Raw genomic sequence first — 24,489 nt, 5'->3', positions numbered from 1 at the left:
TGTGTTCCTCCCGGGTGGTCTGGCGTCCGGCGCGTTTATCGCGCCGTCACGGAATTTAATCGATTAAATTGCCGAGGGTCAATCGTCGTGAAGGCGCCGTAACCCTGTCAGAACCGCGCCGAACGCCCATCTAAGCTCAGTCCATGCCTGCCTTGCATGGCCGCCCGAAACTTGCCGGCCCCCAGCCCGCGCTTTATAGCCGGACGCCAAAGTTGAGAGCCCGTTGACCTTGGCCAGCATCGTCGATCCGAACGCCCCCAATCCTGCCCTTGAGGCCCAGGCCGCCATCCTGGCGCGCCCCGCCTCCGAGGAACGCCGCATGGCCGACGCGATTCGCGCGCTCGCCATGGATGCGGTGGAAAAGGCCAAGTCCGGCCATCCCGGCATGCCCATGGGCATGGCCGATGTCGCCACGGCCCTCTTCACGAAGTTCGTGAAGTTCGACGCCGCCGATCCCCGCTGGCCCGACCGCGACCGCTTCGTGCTCTCGGCCGGCCACGGCTCGATGCTGCTCTATGCGCTGCTGCACCTGACCGGCCATGCCGGCATGGAGATCGAGGAGCTCAAGCGCTTCCGGCAGCTGCATTCGCCGGCCGCCGGCCATCCGGAATACGGCTACCATCCGGCCATCGAGACCACGACCGGCCCGCTGGGCCAGGGCATCTCGACGGCCGTCGGCATGGCGCTGGCGGAGCGGCATCTCTCGGCGCGCTTCGGCAAGTCGCTGGTGGACCACCGGACCTGGGTCATCTGCTCGGACGGCGACCTGCAGGAGGGCGTCAGCCACGAGGCCGCCGCACTGGCCGGCCATCTCGGCCTCGATAAGCTGACGGTGCTGTGGGACGACAACCACATCTCCATCGACGGCGACACCGCCCTCTCCTTCTCGGAGGACGTGCTGAAGCGCTTCCAGGCCTATGGCTGGGCGACCAAGCGCGTGGACGGGCATGATCCGGCGCAGATCGCCGCCGCGATCGCCGTCGCGCAGCGCAGCAAGAAGCCCACCATCATCGCCTGCCGCACCATCATCGGCTTCTCCGCGCCCAAGAAGGCCGGCACGGCGGGCAGCCACGGCGCGCCCCTCGGCGCCGACGAGATCACGGCCGCCAAGTCTGCGCTCGGCTGGAATGCCGAGCCCTTCACCGTGCCCGAGGGCATCAAGTCCCGCTGGGAAGAGGCCGGCCGCCGCTCCGCCGGCACGCGCCGCTCCTGGCTGAAGCGCCTGGCCAAGCACCCCATGCGCGCCGAGTTCGAGCGTGCCATCGCCGGCAAGCTGCCGGAGAACTGGGCCGAGCCGCTGCAGGCGCTGCGCGCCACCTTCGCGACGGAAAAGCCCAAGATCGGCAGCCGCATCGCCAGCCAGCGCGCGCTCGGCGCCCTGGTCCCCGCGGTGCCCGAGATGATCGGCGGCAGCGCCGACCTCACCGGCTCCAACAACACCGACGTGAAGGGCATCCCGGCCATCGTTCCGGGCAACTATGCCGGCCGCTACATCCATTACGGGATCCGCGAGCACGGCATGGCCGCCGCGATGAACGGCATGGCGCTGCATGGCGGCATCATCCCCTATTCCGGCACCTTCCTCGTCTTCGCCGACTACCTGCGGCCCGCCATCCGCCTCGCGGCGCTGATGCATCAGCGCGTCATCCACGTGCTGACGCATGACAGCATCGGCCTCGGCGAGGATGGCCCGACGCACCAGCCGGTCGAGACCATCGCCTCGCTGCGCGCCATCCCGAACCTCGCCGTCTTCCGCCCGGCCGACGCCATGGAGACGGCCGAGTGCTGGGAGCTGGCGCTGCGCCGCACCGAGGGACCGAGCGTGCTCGCCCTTTCCCGCCAGGCGCTTCCCGCCCTGCGCGACGATGCGGGCGAGAACCGCAGCGCCCGCGGCGGCTACGTCCTGGCCGAGGCCGAAGGGCCGCGCGCCGTGACCCTCATCGCCACCGGCAGCGAGGTGAGCCTGGCCATGACCGCCCGCGCCCAGCTGGCGGCGCAGGGCATCCAGGCCGCCGTCGTCTCCCTCCCCTCGTGGGAGCTCTTCGCCCAGCAGGACGAGGCCTATCGCGCCGCGACCCTGGGCGACGCCCCGCGCATCGGCATCGAGGCCGCGCTCTCCTTCGGATGGGAGCGTTGGCTCGGACCGAAATCGGCCTTCATCGGCATGACCGGCTTCGGCGCCTCGGCGCCGGCCGAGCATCTCTTCGAGCATTTCGGCATCACGCCGGCCGCGGTCGTCGCGGCCGCGACGAAACTTCTGGCACAGGATGGAAGCAAATGACGGTTAAGGTCGCGATCAACGGCTTCGGGCGCATCGGCCGCCTGGTTCTGCGCGCCGCCTGCGAGAGCGGCCGCGACGACGTCGAGTTCGTCGCGATCAACGACCTCGGCTCCGTCGAGGCGAACGCGCACCTCTTCCGCTACGACAGCGTGCACGGCCGCTTCCCCGGCGAGGTGATCGTCGAGGGCGACAGCATCACCATCAAGGCGCATGGCAAGACCTGGGGCCCGATCAAGGTCTCGGCAGAGCGCGACCCCGCCAAGCTGAAGTGGGATGGCGTCGACATCGCAGCCGAGTGCACGGGCATCTTCACCGCGCGCGACAAGGCCTCGCTGCTGCTCGGCACCGGCGCCCGCAAGGTGCTGATCTCCGCCCCCGGCGAGGGCGCGGACAAGACCATCGTCTACGGCGTGAACCACGAGACGCTGACGGCCGAGGACAAGATCGTCTCGAACGCCTCGTGCACCACCAACTGCCTGGCGCCGGTCGCGAAGGTGCTGCACGACAATTTCGGCATCCTGCGCGGCTACATGGTCACCATCCATGCCTATACGGGTGACCAGAACACGGTCGACACGCTGCACAAGGACCTCCACCGCGCCCGCGCGGCGGCGGTTTCCGCCATCCCGACCTCGACCGGCGCCGCCAAGGCCGTCGGCCTCGTGATGCCGGAGCTGAAGGGCAAGCTGGACGGCACCGCCATCCGCATCCCCACGCCGAACGTCTCCCTCGTCTCGCTCGACTTCGTGCCCGCGAAGACCGAGGGCCTGACCAAGGAAGCCGTGAACGCCGTGATGAAGGCGGCGGCCGAGAGCGGCCCGCTCAAGGGCATCCTCGGCTACAACACGGCGCCGCTGGTCTCCATCGACTTCAACCACGATCCGCACTCGTCGACCTTCGACGCGACGCAGACGCAGGTGGTCGACGGCGGCCTGGTGCGCGTGATGTCCTGGTACGACAACGAGTGGGGCTTCTCCAACCGCATGTCGGACACCGCCGCCTACTACGGCAAGCTCTGAGACTGAGCCGGGGCTCTGCCCCGGACCCCCACCGGGGAGACGGTGTCTCCCCGGCCCCCTGCCTTCACATAAACGGACGAAATATGCCCGCTTTCCGCACCCTCGATGACCTCGATCCGCGCGGAAAGCGCGTCCTCCTGCGCGCCGACCTGAACCTTCCGGTGAAGGACGGCAAGATCACCGACATGACGCGCATCGAGCGCCTCTGCCCCACCATCGCCGAGCTCGCCGGCAAGGGCGCGCGCGTCATCGTCTGCTCCCATTTCGACCGCCCCAAGGGCAAGCGCGTCCCCGAGATGTCGCTGAAGCCCATGCAGGAGGCGCTCGCGAAGACCCTCGGCAAGCCCGTCGCCTTCGCCGACGACTGCATCGGCCCCGAGGCCGAGGCCGCCGCGAATGCGCTGAAGGACGGCGAGGTCCTGCTGCTCGAGAACACGCGCTACCACGCGGGCGAGGAGAAGAACGACCCGGCACTGGCCCAGGGCCTGGCAAAGCTCGCCGACGTCTTCGTCAACGACGCCTTCTCCGCCGCCCACCGCGCCCATGCCTCGACCGAGGGCGTGGCCCGGCTGCGGCCCGCCTATGCCGGCCGCCTGATGCAGCAGGAGCTGGAGGCGCTGGACGCGGCGCTGGGCAACCCGCAGCGGCCCGTCGTCGCCATCGTCGGCGGCGCCAAGGTCTCCACCAAGCTGGACCTGCTGGGCAACCTTTCCTCGAAGGTCGACGTGCTGGTCATCGGCGGCGCCATGGCGAACACCTTCCTCGCCGCGCAGGGCCATTCGGTCGGCAAGTCGCTGCAGGAGGCCGACATGCACGACACGGCCCGCGAGATCCTCGCCACCGCGAAGAAGAATGGCTGCGAGATCGTCCTGCCGCTCGACCTCGTCGTGGCCGGGGCCTTCGCCGCGAACGCGCCCAACAAGGTCGTCGGCCTCGACGGCGTGCCGGCCGATATGATGGCGCTGGACGTGGGCCCGGCCACGATCGCCGACGTGAACAAGCGCCTCGCCACCGCGAAGACGCTGGTCTGGAACGGCCCCTTCGGCGCCTTCGAGATCGCGCCCTTCGACGCGGCGACGGTCGCCGTGGCGAAGGAGGTCGCGCGCCTGACCGAGGCCGGGCAGCTTCGCTCGGTCGGCGGCGGCGGCGACACGGTGTCCGCACTGCGCCATGCCGGCGTGGCGGACCGCATGAGCTATGTCAGCTCCGCCGGCGGCGCCTTCCTCGAATGGCTCGAGGGCAAGACGCTGCCGGGCGTGGCGGCGCTGGCGCAGTAAGGCTGCCCCCTCGACCCCTGCCAGGGCTTTTGGCCCTGGACCCCGAGCCTCTCAGAAGCCCAGTTTTCCGGCGATGCCGCCTTCCTCGGCGAGGGCGCCGAGCTTTTTCCAGGTGGCGTCCTCGATTTCGATGCCCTCGGCCCCCCGCTTCTTCTCCGCCATGTGCTCGACCTCGCCGGGGTAGAGCACGCCGCTGCTGCCCTTGGCCGGCGGCGTATCCTTCAGGTAGTGCGCGAAGTCGGCGACCTCCTTCTGGAAAGTCAGCAGCGGCCGGAAGGCGTCGACCTTGATGGCGATCAGGAAGCAGCCGTCATTGTGCCGGCCCGTCGGCTCCACGCCGAAGCCGAGGCCGGTCAGAAGCCCGCAGAACACCTCGCCCATCGCCGCCAGCGCGGTGCCCTTGTAGCCCTCGCCCGGGCCGCCCAGCGGCAGCAGCGCGCCACCCTGGATCTTCTTCGGGTCGGTGGTGAGCTCGCCCTCGCTGTCCACGATCCAGCCGCGCGGGACCTCCTGCCCGCGCGCCTCGGCGAGCTTGATCTTCCCCATCGCGACCGCCGAGGTGGCCATGTCCATGCAGAAGGGCCCGTCGAGGTCCGACGGCACCGCCATGGCCCAGGGGTTGGTGCCGAGCCGCGCGGCACGCCCGCCGAAAGGCGCCACGCCCTTGGGCGAGCGCCCCGAATCCGCCCAGGCCATGCCGATCATGCCCGCGCGCGCCGCCATCAGCGGATAGCTCGCCAGGCGCCCGACATGGCCCTGCCGGAAGACGGTGCAGGCGGCGATGTTGCTCTTCTCCGCCTTCTCGATGGTGAGCTGCATCGCCTTTTCGTTGATGACGTAGCCGAAGCCCCAATTGCCATCGACGACGGTGGTGGTCGGGCTTTCCTGCACGATGGTGAAGGGCGCGCCGGGGACGATCTGCCCGGCCCGCACGCGCTCGATGTAGTTCGGCAGCATGATCACGCCGTGGCTGTCATGCCCGGCGAGGTTGGCGTTGACGACGTGGCGCGCCACGGTCGCGGCCTCCTCCTCCGGCACCTTGTTCGCCATCAGAAGCGCCGTGCCGATCTCGCGCAGGCGTTCGGCGGGAAGCTTGGGCATGATGTTTCTCCCTTCTGGTTTGGCCCTTCTGGCCCGACCGCCTATTCCGCTGCCGCCGCGGCCTGCCAGTCGCCGCGCGTGGAGCGGGGCAGGCCGAGATGGTCGCGCAGGGTCGGGCCCGTATAGTCCTTCCGGAACAGCCCGCGCCGCTGCAGCTCGGGCACCACGTGCTCCACGAAATCGGTGTAGCCGCCCGGGATCACGGCCGCGGAGATGACGAAGCCGTCGCAGGCGCCGCCCGTGAACCACTCCTCCATCTTGTCGGCGACCTCCTTGGGGCCGCCCACCATGTCCATGCGCGGCCGGCCGCGGCCGCTGCCCGTGATGAAGTCGCGCACCGTCGGGTTCTTCTTGCCCGTCCGCTCCACCACGCGGTCGCGGATGGCGTGCATGCCCTGGATGCCGGCCATCTCCTCGTCGCTGAAGGCCTCGTCCATGCCCTTGGAGGCGAAGTCGAAGTTCAGCGCCTCCGAGAGCAGCGACAGCGCGTCGATCTCCAGCGGCAGCTTCTCGATCAGCGCCGCCTTGTCCTCCGCCTCGGCCCGGGTGGCCGCGCAGATCGGGTTGCAGAGCGTCGCCACCTTCACATGGTCGGGATTGCGCCCGGCGGCGGCGACGGCGGACTTGAAGGCCCTGTACTCGCGCTGACCGCCGGCCAGGTCGTGATAGGCGACGAAGACCAGCTCCGCCCAACGGGCGGAAAAGGCCTTGCCGCGGCCGCTGCTGCCGGCCTGGATGAGCACCGGCCGCCCCTGCGGGCTGCGCGGCACCGTGAAGGTGCCGTGGCTCTGCAGGTAGTTCCCCTGGAAGTTCAGCCGGTGGACCTTGTGTCCGTCGCCGAAGCGGCCGCTCGCCTTGTCGACGATCAGCGCATCGTCCTCCCAAGCGTCCCAATGGGAGAGCACCACCTCCACGAATTCATCGGCGCGGTCGTAGCGCGCGTCATGCGCCATCGTCTCGGCATGGCCCATATTCGCGGCCTCGCCGTCATTCAGCGAGGTGACCACGTTCCAGGCCGCGCGGCCGTTGCTCATCAGGTCCAGCGTCTGGAAGACGCGCGCGACGTGGAAAGGTTCGTAGTAGGTGGTGGAGGCGGTGGAGCCGAGGCCGAGGTGCTTCGTGACCGCGCCCATCATAGTCAGCGTCACCACCGGGTCCAGCTTCACGCAGCGGATGCCGTGCTCGATGGTATGGACATGGTCCGCCCCGTAGCGGTCCGGCATGGAAAGCCGGTCGTCGAAGAAGCCCAGGTCGAACTTCCCGCGCTCCAGGATACGCGCGATCTCCTGGAAATAATCGGCAGTCAGGAAGTCGGTGCGGCTGTCCGGATGGCGCCAGGAGCTCGCGAAGATCGTGCAGTTCTGGGCCTGCAGGAATCCGACCAGATGCATCTGACGTGGCGCCATTCGCGCTTCCTCCCGGTTGTTCGCCTCATTTCATTGCAGTGTCGCAGCAATCGCAAGCCGGGGCACGAGGCCCCGGCCCGCGGGCGTCTCAGCAGTGCGGCAGTCGCAGCCCCGCCTCCCGCCACTTCATGCTGACAAGCTTCCCGGTGTTGGACAGCGTGATATAGGCCGTCCGCCGGTCCGGCCCACCGAAACAGATATTGGTCGGCATCCGCTCGGGCATCTTCACCACGTCGATGATCTTGCCCGCGGGCGTCACGGTGGTGATTTCACCCGAGATGAGCGTCGCCACCACGATGTTCCCGGCATCGGTGATCGCCAGGCTGTCCAGCCGTCGGAAGCCGGGGAACTGGCAGACCAGCTCGCCGCCATTGGTGCTCGGCCAGGGGCATTTGCGAAGCTGTCCCGGTCCGATGATGTCGAAGCCCCAGAGCCGCCCGGTCTCCGTCTCGGCGACATAGAGCTTCTCGCCATCCGGGCTGATGCCGATGCCGTTGGCCCCGCCGAAGACCGGAAAGGCCGCCTCGACGATGCGGCTGCCGTCCAGCGCCGCCCAGTAGACGCCGCCATGGTCGCGGTCGCGCGCGCGCACCTTGCCCAGGTCGCTGAACCAGAAGCCGCCCTTGCCGTCGAGCTGCAGGTCGTTCGGCCCCTTCAGCATCACCTCGCCGCAGCGGTCGTAAAGCGTGCGGACAGACCCCGTGGCGATATCGATGACTTCGATCCGGCCATGGGTATAGTCTTCCGCCTGGCCGCTCGGACGCAGGAGATCCGGCTCCTCGTGCCAGGTGAAGCCGCCGTTGTTGCAGAGAAGCAGCGTGTTGTCGGGCCCGGCCGCCAGGCCGTTTGGGCCGCCGCCCGTCTTCGCGATGACGCTGTAGCTCCCATCGGGTGCCACCCGCGAGATGACCTGCTTCTCGATTTCGACCAATGCGACGGAGCCGTCCGGCAACGCCACCGGCCCTTCCGGAAAACGCAGCCCTTCGGCGAGAACTTTGAGGCTCATCTTCGAGCACCCTCCCCTTTCTGTTCGGGCAAGGATGCGCCACGCTCACACCGCCGCCTAGATGGAGACGCCTCTCGATGGATCCCGTGACCCTCGCCGTACTCTCCGCGCGTTTCACCGCCATCGTGGAGGAGATGGGCGAAGGCCTGCTCCGCACCGCCTATAGCCAGATCCTCAATTCCAGCCGCGATTTCTCCATCGCCGTCACGGACGGCGCCTGCCGGCTGGTGGCGCAGGCGGATCACATCCCGGTCCATGTCGGCGCCATGCCCTTCGCCGCCAAGGCGGTGGTCGAGGCCTTCGGCAGTGACATGAAGCCCGGGGACGTCTTCCTGCTGAACGATCCCTATCACGGCGGCAGCCACCTGCCGGACCTGACGATCGTGCTGCCGGTGTTCGATCCGCTGCCGCTGGCCGATTCAGACCCTCGGGCCATGCCCTCGGATCATCCGCAGCGGGTTCGCTTCTTCAGCGTGGTCCGCGCCCACCAGTCCGACATCGGCGGCAATACCCATGGTGGCTACAACCCCGGCGCCTCCGAGATCTGGCAGGAGGGGCTGCGTATCCCGCCGATTCGCCTCGGCGAGAATTTCGAGATGCGGCCGGACCTCGTCTCCATGCTGGCGCTCAACACCCGCATCAACCGCGACTTCCGGGGCGATCTCGCGGCCATGCTGGGCGCGGCGAAGCTCGGCGCCAACCGGCTCTCGGCGCTGCTGGAGCAGCATGGCGGCCCGCGCCTGATGGCAGCCGTGGACGCCATCCTCGACCTCGCCCACGCGCACACGAAGCGCATCGTGGAGGGCTGGCCCGACGGCAAATGGCGCGGCGAGGCCTTCCTGGACGATGACGGCCATGGGCAGGAGAACATCGCCATCCGCGCCACCTGCACCAAGCAGGGCGGCACGCTGACCGTCGATCTCTCGGAGAGCGACGACCAGGTGCTGGGCATCGTGAACTCCTCCTATCCCAACATGTTTTCCGCCGTCTGCATGGCCTTCGCCTATCTCCTCGATCCCGAGGTGGCGAAGAACGAGGGCGCCTTCCGCGCGCTGCGCGTGATCGCGCGCGAGGGCAGCATCGTCTGGGCGCGCGAGGGCGCGGCCGTGACGCTCTGCACCAGCCACTGCAGCAACGAGATCGTGGAGGCGATCATCCGCGCGATGCAGAACTGCTGCCCGGAACGGGCGATGGGCGGCTGGGGGCGGCGCTTCCGCATCGCCATCACCGGCAAGGATGCGCGCCGGCCGGACCGCAAGTTCGTCTGGCACCTCTTCCACGCGCGCCCCGGCGCCGGCGGCCATGCGAAGGGCGACGGCTGGTCCGCCGCCGGCGAGTGGCACAGCGCGGGCGGGCTGAAATTCGGCAGCGTCGAGATGGCGGAGGCGCGCTTCCCGCTGCACTTCCGCAAGCACGAATTCCTCGGCGGCACGGCCGGCGCCGGCCAGTATCGCGGCGGCCACGGTGCCGAGCTTGAGCTGGTCGTGGAAAGCGACGGCCCGGCCCGCGGCAACACGGCCGGCGACGGCGCCTTCCACGGCAGCGCGGGTATTGCGGGCGGGCAGGATTCCGCGCCGCACCGCTACGTGCTGCGCCAGGCCGATGGCGGCGAGCGCGTGCTCCGCACTAAGGAGGTCGGCGTCGAGATCCAGCCCGGCGAAGTGCTCCACATCCGCTCGGCCGGCGGCGGCGGCTGGGGCGACCCGGCGAAGCGCGACCCTGAACTTGTGGCCCGCGACCAAGCAGAAGGTCTCGCCTGATGCGCTACACCATCGGCATCGATGTCGGCGGCACCTTCACCGACGTGGTCGGCGTGGATGCGGAGGGGCGCGAATACCTGGCCAAGGCCGCCAGCACCCCGCACGACCAGAGCGAGGGCGTCCTCCAGGGCCTGGTCAATCTCGCCACCGCCATCGGCCTGACCCTCTCCGAGTTGCTGGAGACGACGACCCGCATCGTCCATGGCACCACCGTCGCGACCAACGCGCTACTGGAGCGGCGCGGCGCTCGGACGGCGATGCTCACCACCGAGGGCCATCGCGACGTCACCGCTATGCGCGAGGGTCTGAAGCCCGCGCGCTACGACCTGCGCCTGCCGCAGCCCGCCGCGCTGGTGCCGCGCCAGCTGCGCCTGCCCGTGCGCGAGCGCCTGCGCCCCGATGGCGGCGTGGAGATCCCGCTCGATGCCGCGAGCCTCGACGCCGCGATCGCGACGCTGCGCGCCCAGCAGGTGGAATCGGTCGCCATCTGCTTCCTCCATTCCTGGGCCGCGCCGAAGCACGAGCACGCGGCGGCCGAGGCGGTGCGCGCCGCGCTGCCCGGCGTCTTCGTCACCTGCTCGGCTGACGTGCTGCCGCAGATCAAGGAGTTCGAGCGCTTCTCCACGACGGCGGTGAACGCCTATGTCGGCCCCGTCGTCTCGCGCTACCTGACGCGGCTCGAGGCCCGGCTGCGCGAGGCGGGCTATGCGCAGCCCGTATTCGTCATCCTCTCGCATGGCGGCATGGCCCCCATCGCCGAGGCGGCGCGGCTGGCCGTCGGCACCGCGCTTTCCGGCCCGGCCGGCGGCGTGGCGGCGGCGCTGGCGCTGTCGCGGCGCGGCCTGGGCGAGCAGCTCGTGACGCTCGACATGGGCGGCACCTCCACTGACATCGCCCTCATCCAGGATGGCGCGGCGACGCTGGGCCGCGGCCGCGAGGTGGGCGGCGAGCGCATCGCGCTGGACAGCCTGGACATCATCACGCTGGGCGCCGGCGGCGGTTCCATCGCGCATCTGGGCAGCGGCGGCACGCTGGAAGTCGGCCCGCAATCGGCCGGCGCACGCCCCGGCCCCGCCTGCTACGGCAATGGCGGCACCGAGCCGACCGTGACCGACGCGAACCTCGCGCTCGGCTATCTCGATGCCGCGCGCTTCCTCGGCGGCGCGCGGTTACTGGACACGGCGGCCGCCGAGCGCGCCATCGCGACCCTCGCGGCACGCCTGGGCATCGATGCGGAGGCCACGGCGCTCGGCATTTACCGCCTGGTCAATGCGCGCATTGCCGATGGCGTGCGCGTCGCGACGGTGCGCCGGGGCGTCGATCCGCGGGGCGCCACCCTTCTCGCCTTCGGCGGCGCGGCCGGGCTGCATGCCAGCGCCGTGGCGCGCGACCTCGGCATGGCGCGGATCGCCGTGCCGCTCTTCGCCGCCGGCCTTTCGGCCTGGGGCATGCTCCAGACCGAGCTTCGGCACGAGATCGCCCGCAGCGTCGTCAGCGCCGAGGCCATGCCCGGGGACGCCACCCTGGCCGCGCTTTTCGACGGGCTGGAGGGCGAGGCCCGTACTCAGCTCGCCCAATGGTTCCAGGGCGAGGTCGTGGCCCATCGCGCCGCCGACCTGCGCTACGGCGAGCAGGTCTTCGAGATCACCGTGAACCTCGACGGCGTGACGCCCGACCGTGCCGGTCTGCGCGAAGCCTTCCACGCGCGCCACCGCGCCCTCTTCACCTATGACCTGCCGGAGGAGGAGGTGGTGCTGGTGACGGCGCGCGCGGCCGCCTCGGGCCTGCTGCCCGCCCTGCCCCTGCTGCCCGCGGGGGCCCCGCGCCCCGCCGACCCGATCGGCACGCGGCGGACGCTGCTGGAAACCGGCTGGGCCGAGCTGCCGGTCCATGCCTTCGACGAGCTCGGCACGGGTCAGAAGGTGGCCGGCCCGGCCATCATCGAATCGGCGACGACCACCGTCCTGCTCCTCGCCGGCGATGTCGCGCGGATGGACGAAGGCGGCTGGCTGTCGATCGAGCTTCCGAAGGGCGGCTGAGCCGCGCGCCTCACCCTCAGCGGAGGTCGCGCCAGGCGCCGGCCGCACCGCCGAGGATGGCCCCCGCCAGGACCGGCCAGGGTTGGCCGAGGCCGAGCCCCTGCGAGACCGCGAGCGCCGCCACGGCGGCGACGCCCCAGGGCAGGATCTCCAGCCTGCCGCGCCAGAGCGGGACCATCAGCGCGATGAGGGTGGCGAGGCTCGCGAAGAAGATCGGATGGCCGGGCGGCAGCGCGACCAACCCCGAGAAGGCGTGGCCCAGCGCCGAGACGACGACCCAGAAGAACCAGAAGGTCAGCCCCAGGCCCAGCAGCAGCCCCGCATCCTTGCCGCCGGCCCGCTGGTCCGCGATGGAGATGGCGAAGGTATTGTCCACCAGCGTCGCCAGCGTTCCCCAGAGCCGCCAGCCCCGCAGCCGGTCCAGCCAGGGAGCCAACGCCGCGCCCATCGGCGCGAGGCGCAGGTTGATCACGAGGCAGGCCAGCGTCGCCGCGAAGATGGGCGCCGGGTCGGACCAGATCTGCAGGGCCACCAGCTGGCTCGTCCCTGCGAAGACCATGGCCGACATGAGGACCGTCTCGAGGAAGGAGAGGCCCTTCGCCTCGGACATCACGCCGATGACGAGGCCGAAGGGGATCATGGCCGGCATCAGCGGCAGCGCCACGCGGACGCCCCGCCAGACGCCCTGGCGCGTGAAGACGACCCGTCCGGGGCTCATGGCCGCGCCGCCAGCAGCTCCTCGGCCGCCTCGCGGGGCAGCCGCAGCGCGCGATGCGCGACATCGCCCGCGAAGCCGGCCCGCGCCAGCGTCCCCAGCCATTTCCGCCGGGTCTCCGCCTCGGGCTCCGGCGGTCCGAAGGGGCCGATCCGGCGCTTACGGCAGAGGACGACGGCGGCGGTCAGCTCGTCCGGCACATCCTCCTGGTCCATGGCGGCGCGGGCGGTCTCGCCATCCACGCCCTTGGCCGCCAGATGCGCCAGCGTCGCCCGCGCCGAGCGCCCGCCGCCCATCAACCGCCGCGCCCTGGCCCGCGCGAAGCCGGCATCGTCCACCGCCCCGGCCTGCGCCAGCCGCGCCGCGATCGCCGCGGCGCGCGCCATGGCTTCGGCGGTCTCGGCGGCCACTGCCTCGGTGTCCTGCCCCGCCTCCTCGGCCTCCCGCGCCCAGCGCCGGATGCGGTTGCCCAGCACGCGCCGCAGCCCCGCCTCGGTGGAGGCGAAGCGCGCGAGATGGGCGAGCGCCGCCTGGTGCAGCGCCGATTCGGTGATCTTCGGCATGTCAGCCGGGCCCGGATGCCGGCCGGATCATGGGGCCGCAACCCATCCGGGCATCCGCCTCAGATGACGAAGTGCAGCGGCTCCGTCACCGGGCGACGCAGCCCGGCGGCGGCCGCGCGCTTCAGCAGGTCCTCGAGCGTCAGGGCCTGCAGCTTCTTCTCCAGCTCGGCATCGAGCTCGGCCCAGAGCGGCGCCGTCACGATTTCCGCCAGCTTGCCGGGGGGCGCGTCGGCGACCTCCTCGTCGGTGACGGAGGCGATGAGCTCGGCGAGCTTGATCTCCCGGGGGGCGCGCGCCATGCGGTAGCCGCCGCGCGGCCCGCGCACGCTGTCCAGCAGCCCGGAGCGCACCAGGGCCTGCAGCAGCGGCTCGATCCCGCGGCGCGCGGCATTCAGCCGCTCCGCGATCTCGGCCGCGCCCGTCACCTCGCCGCCTCGGCCGGCGTGGAAAGCGATGTCGAGCGCAATGTCGAGCGCGAGAAGCGCGCGGTCCCGCCGCAGCAGCATGATGGGCAAATCTCCGGTTCGTTGACGTGAAAATTGGCCCATCCGGCAAGAAATTCCAAGTCGCACTTGGCAAGCTTTGCCAATATCCGTGATATCCGGAGGTATGGACGCCGAATCGCCCCAGCCAGGCCAGGGCCTGCACACCAGCATTCTCTCCACCATCGGCGGCACGCCGACGGTGCTGCTGCCCCGCCTCATCGCCGAGGAGCGGCTGCCCGCCCGAATCGCCCTGAAGCTGGAGTTCTTCAACCCCGGCGGCTCGGTGAAGGACCGCATCGGCCTCGCCATGGTCGAGGCCGCGGAGGCCGAGGGCATCATCGCGCCCGGGCGCTCCACCATCATCGAACCGACCTCGGGCAATACCGGCATCGCGCTGGCGCTCGTCGCCGCCGCCAAGGGCTACCGGCTGATCGTGGTCATGCCCGACGCCGCCTCGCTCGAGCGCCGCAAGATGTTGAAGCTGCTCGGCGCCGAGCTGGAGCTGACCCCCGGCAAGAAGGGCATGGCCGCCGCCATCGCCCGCGCCGACGAGATCCGCGCCGCGACGCCCGGCGCCTGGATCGCCCGCCAGTTCGACAATCCGGCCAATCCGGACATCCACGCCCGCACCACCGCCGAGGAGATCTGGCGGGACACGGCGGGCGAGGTGGATGTGGTGGTGGGCGGCGTCGGCACCGGCGGCACCGTCACCGGCATTGCCCGCGCGCTGAAGCCGCGTAAGCCGGGGCTGAAGGTCGTCGGCGTGGAGCCGGCCGAATCGGCCGTCCTGAACGGCGACGAGCCGGGGCCGCACCTCATCCAGGGCATCGGCGCGGGCTTCTGCCCCACCGTGCTCGAGCTCTCCCTGCTCGACGGCGTCGAGCGCGTGCCGGAGCGTGAATCCTTCGCCGCCGCCCGGGCCGTGGCCCGGCTGGACGGCGTGCCCGTCGGCATCTCCACCGGCGCGGTCATCGCGGCGATGATGCGGATCGCGCGGCAGCCGGGGATGGAGGGCAAGCTGATCGTCGGCATCGCCGCCTCCTTCGCCGAGCGCTACCTCTCGACCGAGCTCTTCGAAGGCCTCTGAGGCCTCAGCAGGCCAGCGTCGGCGGCGCCTGGGCGAGGACCAGCCGGTCCCGCCCCTGGCGCTTCGCCGCGTAGAGCGCCCGGTCCGCCTCCGCCAGCAAGGCCTCCAGGCCCGCCGTGCCGTCGCCGATGACGAGGCCCGCGCTGGCGGTGCAGGCCATTCCCTCCTTCTCGCGGGCCAGCACGGCGAAGCGGGCGCGCACCGCCTCCGCCCGCCGCAGCGCCGCCTCCGGCGTGGCCCGGGGAGAAGACAGGGGATGGATCAGGGCGAATTCCTCGCCGCCGATCCGCGCCGCCAGGTCGTCCCCGTCCCGGCATTCCCGCAGCGCCGCCGCGAAGAGCAGCAGGACGCGGTCGCCCCTGGCATGGCCATGGGTGTCGTTGATGGCCTTGAAGCGGTCGATGTCGAACAGCGTCACGGCCACCGCCCCGCCCCCCTCCGCCTCGAACAGCGCGCGCCGGTTCATGAGGCCGGTGAGCGGGTCGGTCAGCGCCTCCAGCCGATGGGTCCGGACCAGCCGGATCTGGCTCAGCGACATGGTCATGGCGCCGATCCCCGGGATCGCGGCCACGACGAGGATGAGAGAGAGGTTCTCCGCCCAGTTGCTCGGCTGGCCGGGAATCACCGCCTCCCATTCCAGGAGAACGAGCGCGGCCCGGGGCAGAAAGGACAGCCCGACCAGCAGGTAGAGCCCCGCGATCGAGACGATGATGCCCGGCGCCTCCCGCCGCGCGCGCCAGTAATGGTAGGCGGTCATGAGCAGCAGCGCGGCCGAGGCGCCGTAGCCCAGGACAAAGCCGACCCCGGTGAGGCCGAGGAGGATGGGCGGCACCGTCACCGCCAGGGACAGCAGGCTGGCGAGGGCGACGGCCCACGCCGGTGACGCGCCGGCGCTGAACTGCCGCGCGGTGCCGTAGAGCGTGGCCAGGCCCACGAGCATGAGGGCGAAGGCCATCGCCCCGAGCGGCGGGGCGGCCGAGGCGATGTAGAGGGCCGAAAACCCCACCCCGACGGCGATCAGCACCGCGCCCATGGCGCAGGTCAGCAGGAAGCGGTCGATGCGCGACATCCGCCAGGCGGCGATGAGGACGACCGAAAGCACTGCCGCGGAAAACCCGGTCGCAGCGAGCAGCGACGTGAAGTCGAGTTCCATGCTTCCCTGTGCCACGCGGGGCTCCCGGGCCCAACGGGGGTTGCGCCATTGCGGCAGACCGTAGCGAAACGGCCGTCCCCCTGGTACTCTCTCATTCCCCCCGGCTGCTCTCCCTCCCCCCTGAGGTCTGGCCGACATGGCGCGTGAACTTGCCGAACCCTCGCACCCCGCCGTCGGGCTGGGACGCTTCGCCTCGCCCGCGGTCAAGGCGGCGATCCGCCGGCGCTCGAACGAGCTGGGCGGGCTGCTGCTCGGCTTCCTGGGGCTCGGGCTGCTGCTGGCCATCGGCACCTACAACCCGGCCGACCCTTCCCTTTCCACGGCGACGAGCAACCCCGCCACCAACCTCGCGGGGCGCTTCGGCGCCATCGTTGCCGACATGCTGTGGCAGGGCTGCGGCTGGGCCGCCTATCTGCCGGGGATCGTGCTCCTCGGCTGGGCGCTGCGCATGGCGACGCATCGCGGCGTGAGCCTGCTGCCGGCGCGGCTCGCAGCGCTGCTGCTGTCGACGCCGCTGCTCGCCGCCGTTCTGGCCCTCACCCCTGGCGCCGATGGCGGCGCGGCCGGGCCGCTGGTCGCCCATGCGCTGCTCAACGGGCTCGAGAGCCTCTTCGGGCCGCTCGGCCACCTCACCACCCAGCTCGTCACCGGGGGCCTCGCCGCGGTGCTGATCTACATCGCCCTGGGCTTCTCACCCGGCGAGTGGCGCCGGGCCGCCCGCGCCTCGGCCGCCGTCGCCTCGCGCGGCGTGGGCAACGCGGCTGAGTTCGGCGTGAGCCGGCGGCACCACCTGGCCCGCCCCTTCCTCTGGATGGGCCGCAGCACGAAGAACCTGATGACCCGGCGCCGGATCGAGCCGGCCGCCGACCTCATGGACGTCCTCCAGGAGGCCGAGCGCGTCGCGGCCGAGCCGCCCCCGCGCCCGCCGCTGAAGCGCGAGCCCGAGATGCGCCCCGCCCCGCGCAGCCAGCCGCGCGTCGCCACGCCCGCCAAGCCCAAGCCCCCCACGACCGAGCAGCCCTCCCTGGACCTGCCGGTCGAGGGCTGGCGCCTGCCCTCGCTCGACCTGCTGGCCCCCACGCCGCCGCGCGTGGCCGGCGGCCCGACCGCCGAGGCGCTGCAGGCCAATGCCCGGATGCTGGAGCAGGTGCTGAACGACTACGGCGTGAACGGCACCATCACCGAGATCCGCCCAGGCCCCGTCGTCACCCTCTACGAGCTGGAGCCCGCGCCCGGCACCAAGTCGTCCCGCGTCATCGGCCTCGCCGACGACATCGCGCGCAGCATGAGCGTGGTCTCCGTCCGCATTGCGACCGTGCCCGGGCGCAGCGTCATGGGCATCGAGATGCCCAACGTGAAGCGCGAGACGGTCTACCTGCGGGAAATGCTTGCCTCGGACGAGTACCAGCGCAGCAACGCCACGCTGCCGCTCATCCTGGGCAAGGACATCGGCGGCACGCCCATCATCGCCGATCTGGCGCGCATGCCGCACCTGCTGATCGCGGGCACCACGGGCTCGGGCAAGTCGGTGGGGATCAACACCATGATCCTCTCGCTGCTCTACAAGCACAGCCCGTCGGAATGCCGCTTCATCATGATCGACCCCAAGATGCTGGAACTTTCGGTCTATGACCGCATCCCGCATCTGCTGGCGCCGGTCGTGACCGAGCCTCCCAAGGCGATCGGCGCGCTGAAATGGACCGTGCGCGAGATGGAGCGCCGCTACCGCTCCATGAGCCAGATCGGCGTGCGCAACATCGGCGGCTACAACGAGAAGGTCTCGGCCGCGCTGGCCCGGGGCGAGATGCTGACCCGCCGCGTGCAGACCGGCTTCGACCCCGAGACGAACAAGCCGGTCTTCGAGGACCAGTCCCTCTCGCTGCAGAAGCTGCCCATGATCGTCGTCGTCATCGACGAGATGGCCGACCTGATGATCGTGGCCGGCAAGGAGATCGAGGCCGCGGTGCAGCGCCTGGCCCAGATGGCACGTGCGGCGGGCATCCACGTCATCATGGCGACGCAGCGCCCCTCGGTGGACGTCATCACCGGCACCATCAAGGCCAACTTCCCGACGCGCATCTCCTTCCAGGTCACCTCCAAGATCGACAGCCGCACCATCCTGGGCGAGCAGGGCGCCGAGCAGCTGCTGGGCCAGGGCGACCTGCTCTTCCTGCCCGGCGGCGGCCGCACGACCCGCGTGCACGGCCCCTTCGTGAAGGACAGCGAGGTCGAGGAGATCACCAACTGGCTGCGCGAGCAGGGCGAGCCGGATTATGTGGAAGAGGTCACCGAGGTGGAGGAGGACGGCGATTCCGGCCTCTCCGGCATCGCGGGTGCCTCCGACGCCGACAAGTCGCTCTTCGACCAGGCGGTGGACGTGGTGACGCGGGAGGGCAAGGCCAGCACCAGCTTCATCCAGCGCCACCTGAACATCGGCTACAACCGCGCCGCCAAGCTCATCGAGCAGATGGAGAAGGAAGGGATCGTCAGCCCGGCCAACCATGTCGGCAAACGGGAGATCCTGGCGCGCCGCAGCGGCGGAGAGGACTAGCCCACGACCGCCGGCGCCCCACCCCAGGCCCATGGCTCCCGCCCCCCGTATCGGGGCTGGGCGCGGCTGTTCCGACCCTGCCGGGGACGGCCGGCCAGGGCCCGCCCACCCGCTCCAGGATTGACGCCGCTTCGCCGACGCGGTGAGACGCGCCCCCAGGGTTGAATTCGTTCGGAAACGTTTCTTCGATTCCGAGGAGCTGAAGCATGTGTGCGATCTGCGCGAAGGCTGGAGGGTGGCGCCGCGCCGTGGCCTCACCCCATCATGAGGGAAGGTCCGCGGAACCTGCCCTGCCGCCCCAGCGGGCGGCGGAGACGCCGGACGAGGCCCTTCGTCTCCTGATGGAGGGCAATGCCCGCTACGTCGCGAACGAGCCGATGGAGCGCGACTATTCCGCCGGCCGCCCCAGCCGAGCCCTGGGCCAGGCGCCCTTCGCCTCCATCCTCGGCTGCGCCGATTCCCGCGTCCTGGCGGAAATGGCCTTCGACCGCGGCCCCGGCGACCTCTTCGTGGTCCGCGTGGCCGGCAATTTCGTGACCGAGAAGGGGCTGGGAAGCCTCGAATTCGGCGCCGCCATGCTCGGCACCAAGGTCATCATGGTGCTGGGCCACACCCAATGCGGCGCCGTCGACGCGACGGTCCGGGCGCTGCAGACCGGCGAGACCTATCCGGGCCATATCGGCCATCTGGTGGACAGTATGGCGCCCGGCATCCGCCCGGTCCTGGCCGAGCCGGGGGACGACCTCAACCACCGGGCCATGCTGGCCAACGTCCGCTACAATGTGGAGGTCCTGCGCACGGCCTCGCCCATCCTGGCCGAGCTGATCGCCAAGGGGCAGCTGCGCGTGGAAGGCGGCGTCTACGACCTCGCGACGGGGCGGGTCGAGCTGCTCTGAGTCTGGGGCGCTGACCGGCCAGTCAGAGCTGTGACTCGACCGGAAGCCGGCGCACCAGCCAGGCTAGGAGCCGCCGGCGGAAGCCCGCCTCCGGCTCGCTTCCCTCCGCGCCCTCCCACACGACCTTCCCCCGAGCCAGGGAGAGCTTCCAGCTTCGCAGGGGCGCGGTGAGGCGGGCATGCTGCCGGCGGACCATCCGCGCCAGCGCCGCGTGCTTCACCAGCACGCCCATCTCGGTGTTCAGGGCGACCGAGCGCGGATCGAGGTTGAAGGAGCCGACCATGACCGGCCCGTCATCGACCATGACCGCCTTGGTGTGCAGGCTGGCCCCGCGCGAGCCGAAGACGCCGGCCCGGGGCTCGCCGATGGCCTTCAGCTCGTGGATCTCCACGCCCTCCGCCAGCAGCCGGGCCCGGTACCGCGCATAGCCGCCATGGACGGCCACCACGTCGGTCGCCACGAGGGAGTTGGTGATGACCGAGACGCGCACGCCGCGCCTACGAAGGGCGATGAGCTCCTCGGTCCCGGCCTCGCCCGGCACGAAATAGGGCGAGATGAGAAGCGCCTCCCGCTGGGCGCCGACCAACAGCTCATGCACCACGGGGGCGATGACGCTGGCCTCGCGCCCACGGACCTTGCCCGGCGGGTCGGCGAGGATGTGGATGTCGTCGTCGGGGATGGAGAGGCCGATCGGCTTCGGGACGTCGCCCAGCCCCTCCAGCAGCGCCCGCGCCTCGGGCGTCGCCGCGGCGGCGTCGAGCTTGCGGCGCAGCTTCTTCAGCGCCGACTTGCGCGTGCGCATGCGCGGCAGGCGCCGCAGCGGCCGGGCGAGCGGGCTGCGCCAGTATTCCTCGAAGAGGGCCGTCGCCTCCTCCGCGGCCGGGCCGGTCACGGAGACGTCGAGGTCCCGGAAGTTGAAATCCGCCGGCGCGTCGAAGTAGCGGTCGCCGATGTTGCGGCCGCCGCAGATCACCGTCCGTCGGTCGGCGATCCAGGCCTTGTTGTGCATGCGGCGGTTGAGATGCCAGCTGCCGAAGGCGAATTCCAGCAGGAGCCCGATCCAGCCCCAGCGCCCCCATTTCGAGGTGTTGAACCAGCGCAGCGAGATGCGCGGATGGCCGCTCAGGGAGGCGATGTCGCGCTCCCGACCGATGCCGTAGAGGTCGTCGATGAGGATGCGGACGCGCACGCCACGGTCGGCCGCCATCAGCGCCTCGCGCGCCATCAGCTTGCCCGTCACGTCGCCGTGCCAGAGGTAATATTGCAGGTCCAGCGTGCTTTCGGCCGCGCGCGCGGAAGCCACCCGCGCCGCGAAGGCCACGTCCCCGTCGGCGAGGAGGGTGACCCGGCTCATCCCCGCCACCGGGCGCAGGCCCTCGATGGGCGCGGTCTGCCCGATATCCTCGATGCGGGCCTCTGCGGCTGGTTCCGGCATCAGCAATCCGTAAGGCGAACCCTCGTCAGGGGAAATGGGTCGCTTCCTCCGTTCCACCAAGACTTGGCCAACGGGCGAGGGCCGGCCGGGTTTCGCCGCGCGGCGCGAATCTCCCATAGAGGGAAGCCGGGCTTCCACGACGGCGATGCCGGCCCATATGCTTCCCCATGACCGTGCTTTCCGTCCTCGACCTCTCCCCCATCCCCGAAGGCCGCCATGCGGGCGACGCGCTGCGGAACTCCGCGGACCTCGCCCGCCATGTCGAGGCGCTGGGCTACCATCGCTACTGGATGGCCGAGCACCACAACATGCCCGGCATCGCCAGCGCGGCGACGGCCGTGGCCCTGGCGCATGTGGCCACCAACACCTCGACCATCCGGCTGGGGGCGGGCGGGATCATGCTGCCGAACCACGCGCCGCTGATCATCGCCGAGCAGTTCGGCACCCTCGCCGCCCTGCATCCGGGGCGGATCGACCTCGGCCTCGGCCGCGCGCCGGGCACGGACCAGAACACCATGCGGGCGCTGCGCCGCAACCTCGGCACCGGGCCGGACGAGTTCCCGCGCGACGTCATGGAGCTGATGGAATACTTCAAGCCGGCCGCGCCGAACCAGGCGATCCAGGCCGTGCCCGGCGCGGGGCTCGACATCGAGTTCTGGATCCTTGGCTCCAGCACCTATGGCGCGCAGCTCGCCGCGATGTTCGGGCTGCCCTATGCCTTCGCCTCGCATTTCGCGCCCGCCCAGATGATGGAGGCCGCGGCCATCTATCGCGAGCGCTTCCGCCCCTCGGAGCGGTTGGCGAAGCCGCACCTCATGCTGGGCTGCGGCGTTTTTGCCGCCGACACGGATGAGGAGGCGCGGCTGCTCTTCTCCTCGCAGCAGCAGGCCTTCGTGAACCTGCGCACGGGCCGTCCCGGCAAGCTGCCGGCGCCTGTGGCCGGCTACGAGGAAGGCCTCGACCCCTATGCGCAGCGGGTGCTGCAGGGCTCGCTCTCCTGCTCCTTCGTCGGCTCGCCGGCGACGGTGCGGGGCCAGCTCGCGGAGTTCATCGCCCGCACCGGCGCGGACGAGCTGATGGTGACCGCCCAGATCCACGACCATGAGGCGCGCAAGCGCTCCTTCCAGCTGCTGTCGGAGATCCACGAGGAGCTGGCGATGACGCCGGCAAGCGCCTGATGCGCCGCCGGACCCTGGCGGCGGCGCTCCTTCTCGCGCCGGGACCGGCCTGGGCCCGGCCCTCGGATGACGCGCTCGGGGGGCTCAACGGCCAGCATCCTTCCGCCTACTACATCGAGGCCACGCGGCTTCTCGGCCAAGGCGCGCCGGACGATGCGGTGTTCCTCTTCTATCTCGGGCAGCTGCGCTTCCGCACGCATCTCACGGCGCGCCCCGAACGCGGCCGGGCGGGCGATGGGCCGCTCTTCGGCTCGCTGTCGGAAAGCGTGGGGCGGCCGATCAACGAATACGCCTTCGGCGACCTGCCCGCGCTGCTCGCCACCCTCGACGCCGTGCTCGCCTATGACCGGCAGGTGCCGGACCGCTTCACCCCGCCCTCGGAGTTTCCCGAAGCGCATCGGCAGGTGCGCGATGGCATGGCCGCCTTCCGCGAGAACGTGGCCTCGCGCCAGGAGGAGATCCGGCGGCAGCGCCAGGCGAACGGGCTCGAGAACCGCCGTTAGAAGTAATGCGGCACGACGCGGCTGGTGTCGCGCATGATGGCCTGCTGGCCCTCGCGGATGATGATGCCCGCGGCCTCCTGCCCAACGACCCAGGAGCCAATCACCGCGTTCCAGCCGTCGTGCTGCGGCAGCCGCGCCCGGGCCTGCGTCACGAAGCGCACCTCGTCCCCGCCATAGGGGCCCTCGGTCGAGGCCGTGGTCACGCCGCCGTCGCGGATCGCGATATTCGCGCCCTCCCGCCCCAGGCAGGGCTTCTGGACATGCGCGCCCGCCAGCGCGACGCGGCCGGACACCGTCTCCAGCAGGTTCGGATGATCGGGGAAGAGGCGCCAGAGCACGGCCATGATCATCTTGTCGGACAGCACGGCCTTCCAGGGCGGCTCCAGCACGCCGCAGGAATCCGAGGCGAGATTGGGGCCGAAGGCGTCGCGCTCCACCCACTCCCAGGGGTAGAGCTTGTGGAGGAAGCGGATGCGCTGCGCCGCCTCGTCCATGAACTGGACGCCGTTCCAGCCGACGGCGTGGATGTCGATGCCCACGGTGCGGATGCCCGCCTGCTCCGCGAGGTCGCGGAAATAGGTCGCATGCGCCCATTCCTCCGCGCTGTCCTCGAAGGCGGCGAAGTGCATCGGCTGGCCGTCCATGCGCGGCGCCAGCTCGCGGAAGGCGCCCAGCAGCTTCTCGTGCAGCGAGTTGAACTGGTCCGCCTCGGGATGGGTGTCCTGAAGCCAGAACCACTGCGCGACCGCCGTCTCGATGGCGAGGGTGGGCGTGTCGGCGTTGTATTCCAGCATCTTCACGATGCCCTCGCGGTCATCGAAGGCGAGGTCGAAGCGCCCCATCAGCGACGGGTCGCCCCGCTGCCAGGAGCGGCGCAGGTAGTCCGCCATCCAGTCGGGCAGGCCGAAGAGGTCGCGCAGCAGATGCGGCTCGCGGTTCGCCAGGAAGTCGACGGCGTCGAGGCAGCGGGCGTGCAGCTCCACTGTCGCGTCGTCCAGGAGGTCCACCTCCTCGGCGGTCAGGCGCCAATGCGACGCCTCGTGCCACCAGAGGCCGCCATCGATGCCCGATGCCGGCTCCAGCCCGTTGGAGTGGTAGGTCAGCCCCACCTGCTCGAGCTTGGCGCGCCAGTCCGGGCGCGCCGGCGTCTCGAAGCGCTCCATCAGCTGCTGGCGCTGAAGCCGCGGGCCGAGGCCCCGAAGCCGCCGCGCGCGATCGAGGCCGGGGCGGCGCGCGCGCCCGACCAGGCGCCACCGCCGGTCGAGATAGTGCGCGCCATGTCGGGCGAGGCGGTGAAGGCGGCCGAGCTCCCGCGGCCGACCGCGCCGCTGGTGCTGCCGGCATAGCTCGAGCCCGTGTAGTAGAACCGGCCGCTGGACGACGTCCGCGGCGAGCAGGCCGCGGAGGCCGGCGCGCCAGGCGGGCATTGGCCGGGCGGCAGGCCGGCATAGACCGGCGAGGTCACGCGGCCGCGCCCATCGGCCATCATCCGGCCGATCATCACCCCGGCCAGCGCCGGCATGAAGAGGGAGGAGCCGCGGCTCCCTTCGCCCATCTGCAGCTTATCGCCGAGGGACGGCTGCTCGGCCACCGTGGTCTCGCAGGCCTCGCCGGTCGCCTCGCGGCACTGCTCGGCGGTCGCGAAGCGCGGGGCGGAGGTGGCGTGCTGGCGCTGTGCCTGCTGGAAGGCCTGCTCGCATTCCGTCTGGGCCGAGGAGCCATAGCGCTCCACGCAGGCCTGGACGTCGGCGACGACGAAATCGGTGCTGTCGACATCCTCGCCGCAGGCCTGAAGGGCGACGGCGGAGGCGGCGAGGATCGTCAGGGTCACGGTGCGCGATCGGCGCATGCGATTCTCCTTTCAGAAAGCCCGGTCGGCGGCCTGAAAGCCGCCGATGGAGAAGGGCGTGAAAGCCGGCATCCCCAACCGGGTGACGGCGGGTCGGGCACCCGACGGAATGCCCCTGCCCGCACGGGACTGGGGAGAACTCATCGGGAAGGCCGGCGGGGTCGCGATGTCAGTCATGTCAACGC

20 protein-coding genes are annotated in these 24,489 nt (G+C 70.9%); 10 read left to right on the top strand and 10 right to left on the bottom strand.

The window, feature by feature from the left end; all coding sequences use genetic code 11:
* Positions 1-229: 229 nt before the first annotated feature.
* From tkt to KHU32_RS07305, 3 genes are all read left to right on the top strand, one after another.
* Positions 230-2,281: a transketolase gene (gene tkt / locus KHU32_RS07315; protein ID WP_213669696.1), complete on the top strand. Its 2,052-nt coding sequence runs from the start codon at positions 230-232 to the stop codon at positions 2,279-2,281.
* Positions 2,278-3,300 (top strand): type I glyceraldehyde-3-phosphate dehydrogenase, encoded by a 1,023-nt coding sequence (gap, locus tag KHU32_RS07310; RefSeq protein WP_213669344.1) that lies wholly within the window; start codon positions 2,278-2,280, stop codon positions 3,298-3,300. The genes tkt and gap overlap by 4 nt, the downstream gene beginning before the upstream one ends.
* An 83-nt stretch (positions 3,301-3,383) precedes the next feature.
* The gene (locus tag KHU32_RS07305) at positions 3,384-4,577 is read left to right on the top strand and encodes a phosphoglycerate kinase (protein ID WP_213669343.1); all 1,194 of its coding nucleotides are present in this window, start codon (positions 3,384-3,386) and stop codon (positions 4,575-4,577) included.
* A 51-nt stretch (positions 4,578-4,628) separates the two neighbouring features.
* On the opposite strand, the gene KHU32_RS07300 is transcribed toward KHU32_RS07305, so the two are convergent.
* From KHU32_RS07300 to KHU32_RS07290, 3 genes are all read right to left on the bottom strand, one after another.
* Positions 4,629-5,678 (bottom strand): Ldh family oxidoreductase, encoded by a 1,050-nt coding sequence (locus tag KHU32_RS07300; RefSeq protein WP_213669342.1) that lies wholly within the window; start codon positions 5,676-5,678, stop codon positions 4,629-4,631.
* 41 nt (positions 5,679-5,719) lie between these two features.
* Positions 5,720-7,084, bottom strand: a complete 1,365-nt coding sequence (locus KHU32_RS07295; RefSeq protein ID WP_213669341.1) for an LLM class flavin-dependent oxidoreductase — start codon at positions 7,082-7,084, stop codon at positions 5,720-5,722.
* An 88-nt stretch (positions 7,085-7,172) separates the two neighbouring features.
* Positions 7,173-8,090 (bottom strand): SMP-30/gluconolactonase/LRE family protein, encoded by a 918-nt coding sequence (locus KHU32_RS07290; protein WP_213669340.1) that lies wholly within the window; start codon positions 8,088-8,090, stop codon positions 7,173-7,175.
* A 77-nt stretch (positions 8,091-8,167) separates the two neighbouring features.
* On the opposite strand from KHU32_RS07290, the gene KHU32_RS07285 reads away from it, so the two are divergent.
* Entirely contained in the window at positions 8,168-9,850 is a 1,683-nt protein-coding gene (locus KHU32_RS07285; RefSeq protein ID WP_213669339.1) for a hydantoinase B/oxoprolinase family protein, read from the top strand.
* A complete protein-coding gene (locus tag KHU32_RS07280) occupies positions 9,850-11,889 on the top strand; it encodes a hydantoinase/oxoprolinase family protein (protein WP_213669338.1) in 2,040 nt (679 codons plus the stop codon). The genes KHU32_RS07285 and KHU32_RS07280 overlap by 1 nt, the downstream gene beginning before the upstream one ends.
* A 16-nt stretch (positions 11,890-11,905) precedes the next feature.
* Here the strand turns inward: KHU32_RS07280 and KHU32_RS07275 are convergent, their stop codons facing one another.
* From KHU32_RS07275 to KHU32_RS07265, 3 genes are read right to left on the bottom strand one after another with little or no spacing between them, the layout of a single operon-like run.
* Positions 11,906-12,607: an AzlC family ABC transporter permease gene (locus tag KHU32_RS07275; RefSeq protein ID WP_213669337.1), complete on the bottom strand. Its 702-nt coding sequence runs from the start codon at positions 12,605-12,607 to the stop codon at positions 11,906-11,908.
* Positions 12,604-13,167, bottom strand: coding sequence for a RecX family transcriptional regulator (locus tag KHU32_RS07270; RefSeq protein ID WP_213669336.1), 564 nt, complete (start codon positions 13,165-13,167; stop codon positions 12,604-12,606). The genes KHU32_RS07275 and KHU32_RS07270 overlap by 4 nt, the downstream gene beginning before the upstream one ends.
* 59 nt (positions 13,168-13,226) lie before the next feature.
* Positions 13,227-13,673 (bottom strand): RrF2 family transcriptional regulator, encoded by a 447-nt coding sequence (locus KHU32_RS07265; protein WP_213669335.1) that lies wholly within the window; start codon positions 13,671-13,673, stop codon positions 13,227-13,229.
* 103 nt (positions 13,674-13,776) lie between these two features.
* Here KHU32_RS07265 and cysK point away from each other — a divergent pair, with 103 nt between their 5' ends.
* Complete coding sequence (cysK, locus tag KHU32_RS07260; RefSeq protein WP_213669334.1) at positions 13,777-14,739, top strand: cysteine synthase A; 963 nt, start codon at positions 13,777-13,779, stop codon at positions 14,737-14,739.
* 4 nt (positions 14,740-14,743) lie between these two features.
* Here the strand turns inward: cysK and KHU32_RS23425 are convergent, their stop codons facing one another.
* Positions 14,744-15,907: a GGDEF domain-containing protein gene (locus KHU32_RS23425; RefSeq protein WP_213669333.1), complete on the bottom strand. Its 1,164-nt coding sequence runs from the start codon at positions 15,905-15,907 to the stop codon at positions 14,744-14,746.
* A 121-nt stretch (positions 15,908-16,028) separates the two neighbouring features.
* Between KHU32_RS23425 and KHU32_RS07250 the strand changes: the two genes are divergently transcribed.
* Complete coding sequence (locus tag KHU32_RS07250) at positions 16,029-18,443, top strand: DNA translocase FtsK (RefSeq protein WP_213669332.1); 2,415 nt, start codon at positions 16,029-16,031, stop codon at positions 18,441-18,443.
* A 248-nt stretch (positions 18,444-18,691) separates the two neighbouring features.
* Complete coding sequence (locus tag KHU32_RS07245) at positions 18,692-19,339, top strand: carbonic anhydrase (RefSeq protein ID WP_347265513.1); 648 nt, start codon at positions 18,692-18,694, stop codon at positions 19,337-19,339.
* Between the two features lie 22 nt (positions 19,340-19,361).
* Here the strand turns inward: KHU32_RS07245 and KHU32_RS07240 are convergent, their stop codons facing one another.
* Positions 19,362-20,774 (bottom strand): phospholipase D family protein, encoded by a 1,413-nt coding sequence (locus KHU32_RS07240; RefSeq protein WP_213669330.1) that lies wholly within the window; start codon positions 20,772-20,774, stop codon positions 19,362-19,364.
* Between the two features lie 167 nt (positions 20,775-20,941).
* Here KHU32_RS07240 and KHU32_RS07235 point away from each other — a divergent pair, with 167 nt between their 5' ends.
* Together KHU32_RS07235 and KHU32_RS07230 are read left to right on the top strand one after the other, a co-directional pair.
* On the top strand, positions 20,942-21,952 hold the full coding sequence (locus KHU32_RS07235) for an LLM class flavin-dependent oxidoreductase (RefSeq protein ID WP_213669329.1): 1,011 nt from the start codon (positions 20,942-20,944) through the stop codon (positions 21,950-21,952).
* A complete protein-coding gene (locus KHU32_RS07230; protein ID WP_213669328.1) occupies positions 21,952-22,455 on the top strand; it encodes a hypothetical protein in 504 nt (167 codons plus the stop codon). The genes KHU32_RS07235 and KHU32_RS07230 overlap by 1 nt, the downstream gene beginning before the upstream one ends.
* Here KHU32_RS07230 and KHU32_RS07225 read toward each other — a convergent pair.
* Together KHU32_RS07225 and KHU32_RS07220 are read right to left on the bottom strand one after the other, a co-directional pair.
* The gene (locus tag KHU32_RS07225; protein WP_213669327.1) at positions 22,452-23,618 is read right to left on the bottom strand and encodes a glutathionylspermidine synthase family protein; all 1,167 of its coding nucleotides are present in this window, start codon (positions 23,616-23,618) and stop codon (positions 22,452-22,454) included. The two genes, KHU32_RS07230 and KHU32_RS07225, sit on opposite strands and share 4 nt — an antisense overlap.
* The gene (locus KHU32_RS07220) at positions 23,618-24,304 is read right to left on the bottom strand and encodes a DUF1190 domain-containing protein (protein ID WP_213669326.1); all 687 of its coding nucleotides are present in this window, start codon (positions 24,302-24,304) and stop codon (positions 23,618-23,620) included. The genes KHU32_RS07225 and KHU32_RS07220 overlap by 1 nt, the downstream gene beginning before the upstream one ends.
* Positions 24,305-24,489 lie beyond the last annotated feature (185 nt).

It is taken from the genome of Roseococcus pinisoli, from assembly GCF_018413645.1.
Taxonomy (GTDB): domain Bacteria; phylum Pseudomonadota; class Alphaproteobacteria; order Acetobacterales; family Acetobacteraceae; genus Roseococcus; species Roseococcus pinisoli.
This window is presented reverse-complemented; position numbering and strand designations above follow the sequence as displayed.

What these genes read in the sequence shown, in the direction of transcription:
- gap (WP_213669344.1), top strand. Translation starts at nt 2,278, where the DNA reads ATGACGGTTAAGGTCGCGATCAACGGCTTCGGGCGCATCGGCCGCCTG.
- KHU32_RS07305 (WP_213669343.1), top strand. Translation starts at nt 3,384, where the DNA reads ATGCCCGCTTTCCGCACCCTCGATGACCTCGATCCGCGCGGAAAGCGC.
- KHU32_RS07300 (WP_213669342.1), bottom strand. Translation starts at nt 5,678, where the DNA reads ATGCCCAAGCTTCCCGCCGAACGCCTGCGCGAGATCGGCACGGCGCTT.
- KHU32_RS07295 (WP_213669341.1), bottom strand. Translation starts at nt 7,084, where the DNA reads ATGGCGCCACGTCAGATGCATCTGGTCGGATTCCTGCAGGCCCAGAAC.
- KHU32_RS07290 (WP_213669340.1), bottom strand. Translation starts at nt 8,090, where the DNA reads ATGAGCCTCAAAGTTCTCGCCGAAGGGCTGCGTTTTCCGGAAGGGCCG.
- KHU32_RS07285 (WP_213669339.1), top strand. Translation starts at nt 8,168, where the DNA reads ATGGATCCCGTGACCCTCGCCGTACTCTCCGCGCGTTTCACCGCCATC.
- KHU32_RS07280 (WP_213669338.1), top strand. Translation starts at nt 9,850, where the DNA reads ATGCGCTACACCATCGGCATCGATGTCGGCGGCACCTTCACCGACGTG.
- KHU32_RS07275 (WP_213669337.1), bottom strand. Translation starts at nt 12,607, where the DNA reads ATGAGCCCCGGACGGGTCGTCTTCACGCGCCAGGGCGTCTGGCGGGGC.
- KHU32_RS07270 (WP_213669336.1), bottom strand. Translation starts at nt 13,167, where the DNA reads ATGCCGAAGATCACCGAATCGGCGCTGCACCAGGCGGCGCTCGCCCAT.
- KHU32_RS07265 (WP_213669335.1), bottom strand. Translation starts at nt 13,673, where the DNA reads ATGCTGCTGCGGCGGGACCGCGCGCTTCTCGCGCTCGACATTGCGCTC.
- cysK (WP_213669334.1), top strand. Translation starts at nt 13,777, where the DNA reads ATGGACGCCGAATCGCCCCAGCCAGGCCAGGGCCTGCACACCAGCATT.
- KHU32_RS07250 (WP_213669332.1), top strand. Translation starts at nt 16,029, where the DNA reads ATGGCGCGTGAACTTGCCGAACCCTCGCACCCCGCCGTCGGGCTGGGA.
- KHU32_RS07240 (WP_213669330.1), bottom strand. Translation starts at nt 20,774, where the DNA reads ATGCCGGAACCAGCCGCAGAGGCCCGCATCGAGGATATCGGGCAGACC.
- KHU32_RS07235 (WP_213669329.1), top strand. Translation starts at nt 20,942, where the DNA reads ATGACCGTGCTTTCCGTCCTCGACCTCTCCCCCATCCCCGAAGGCCGC.
- KHU32_RS07230 (WP_213669328.1), top strand. Translation starts at nt 21,952, where the DNA reads ATGCGCCGCCGGACCCTGGCGGCGGCGCTCCTTCTCGCGCCGGGACCG.
- KHU32_RS07225 (WP_213669327.1), bottom strand. Translation starts at nt 23,618, where the DNA reads ATGGAGCGCTTCGAGACGCCGGCGCGCCCGGACTGGCGCGCCAAGCTC.
- KHU32_RS07220 (WP_213669326.1), bottom strand. Translation starts at nt 24,304, where the DNA reads ATGCGCCGATCGCGCACCGTGACCCTGACGATCCTCGCCGCCTCCGCC.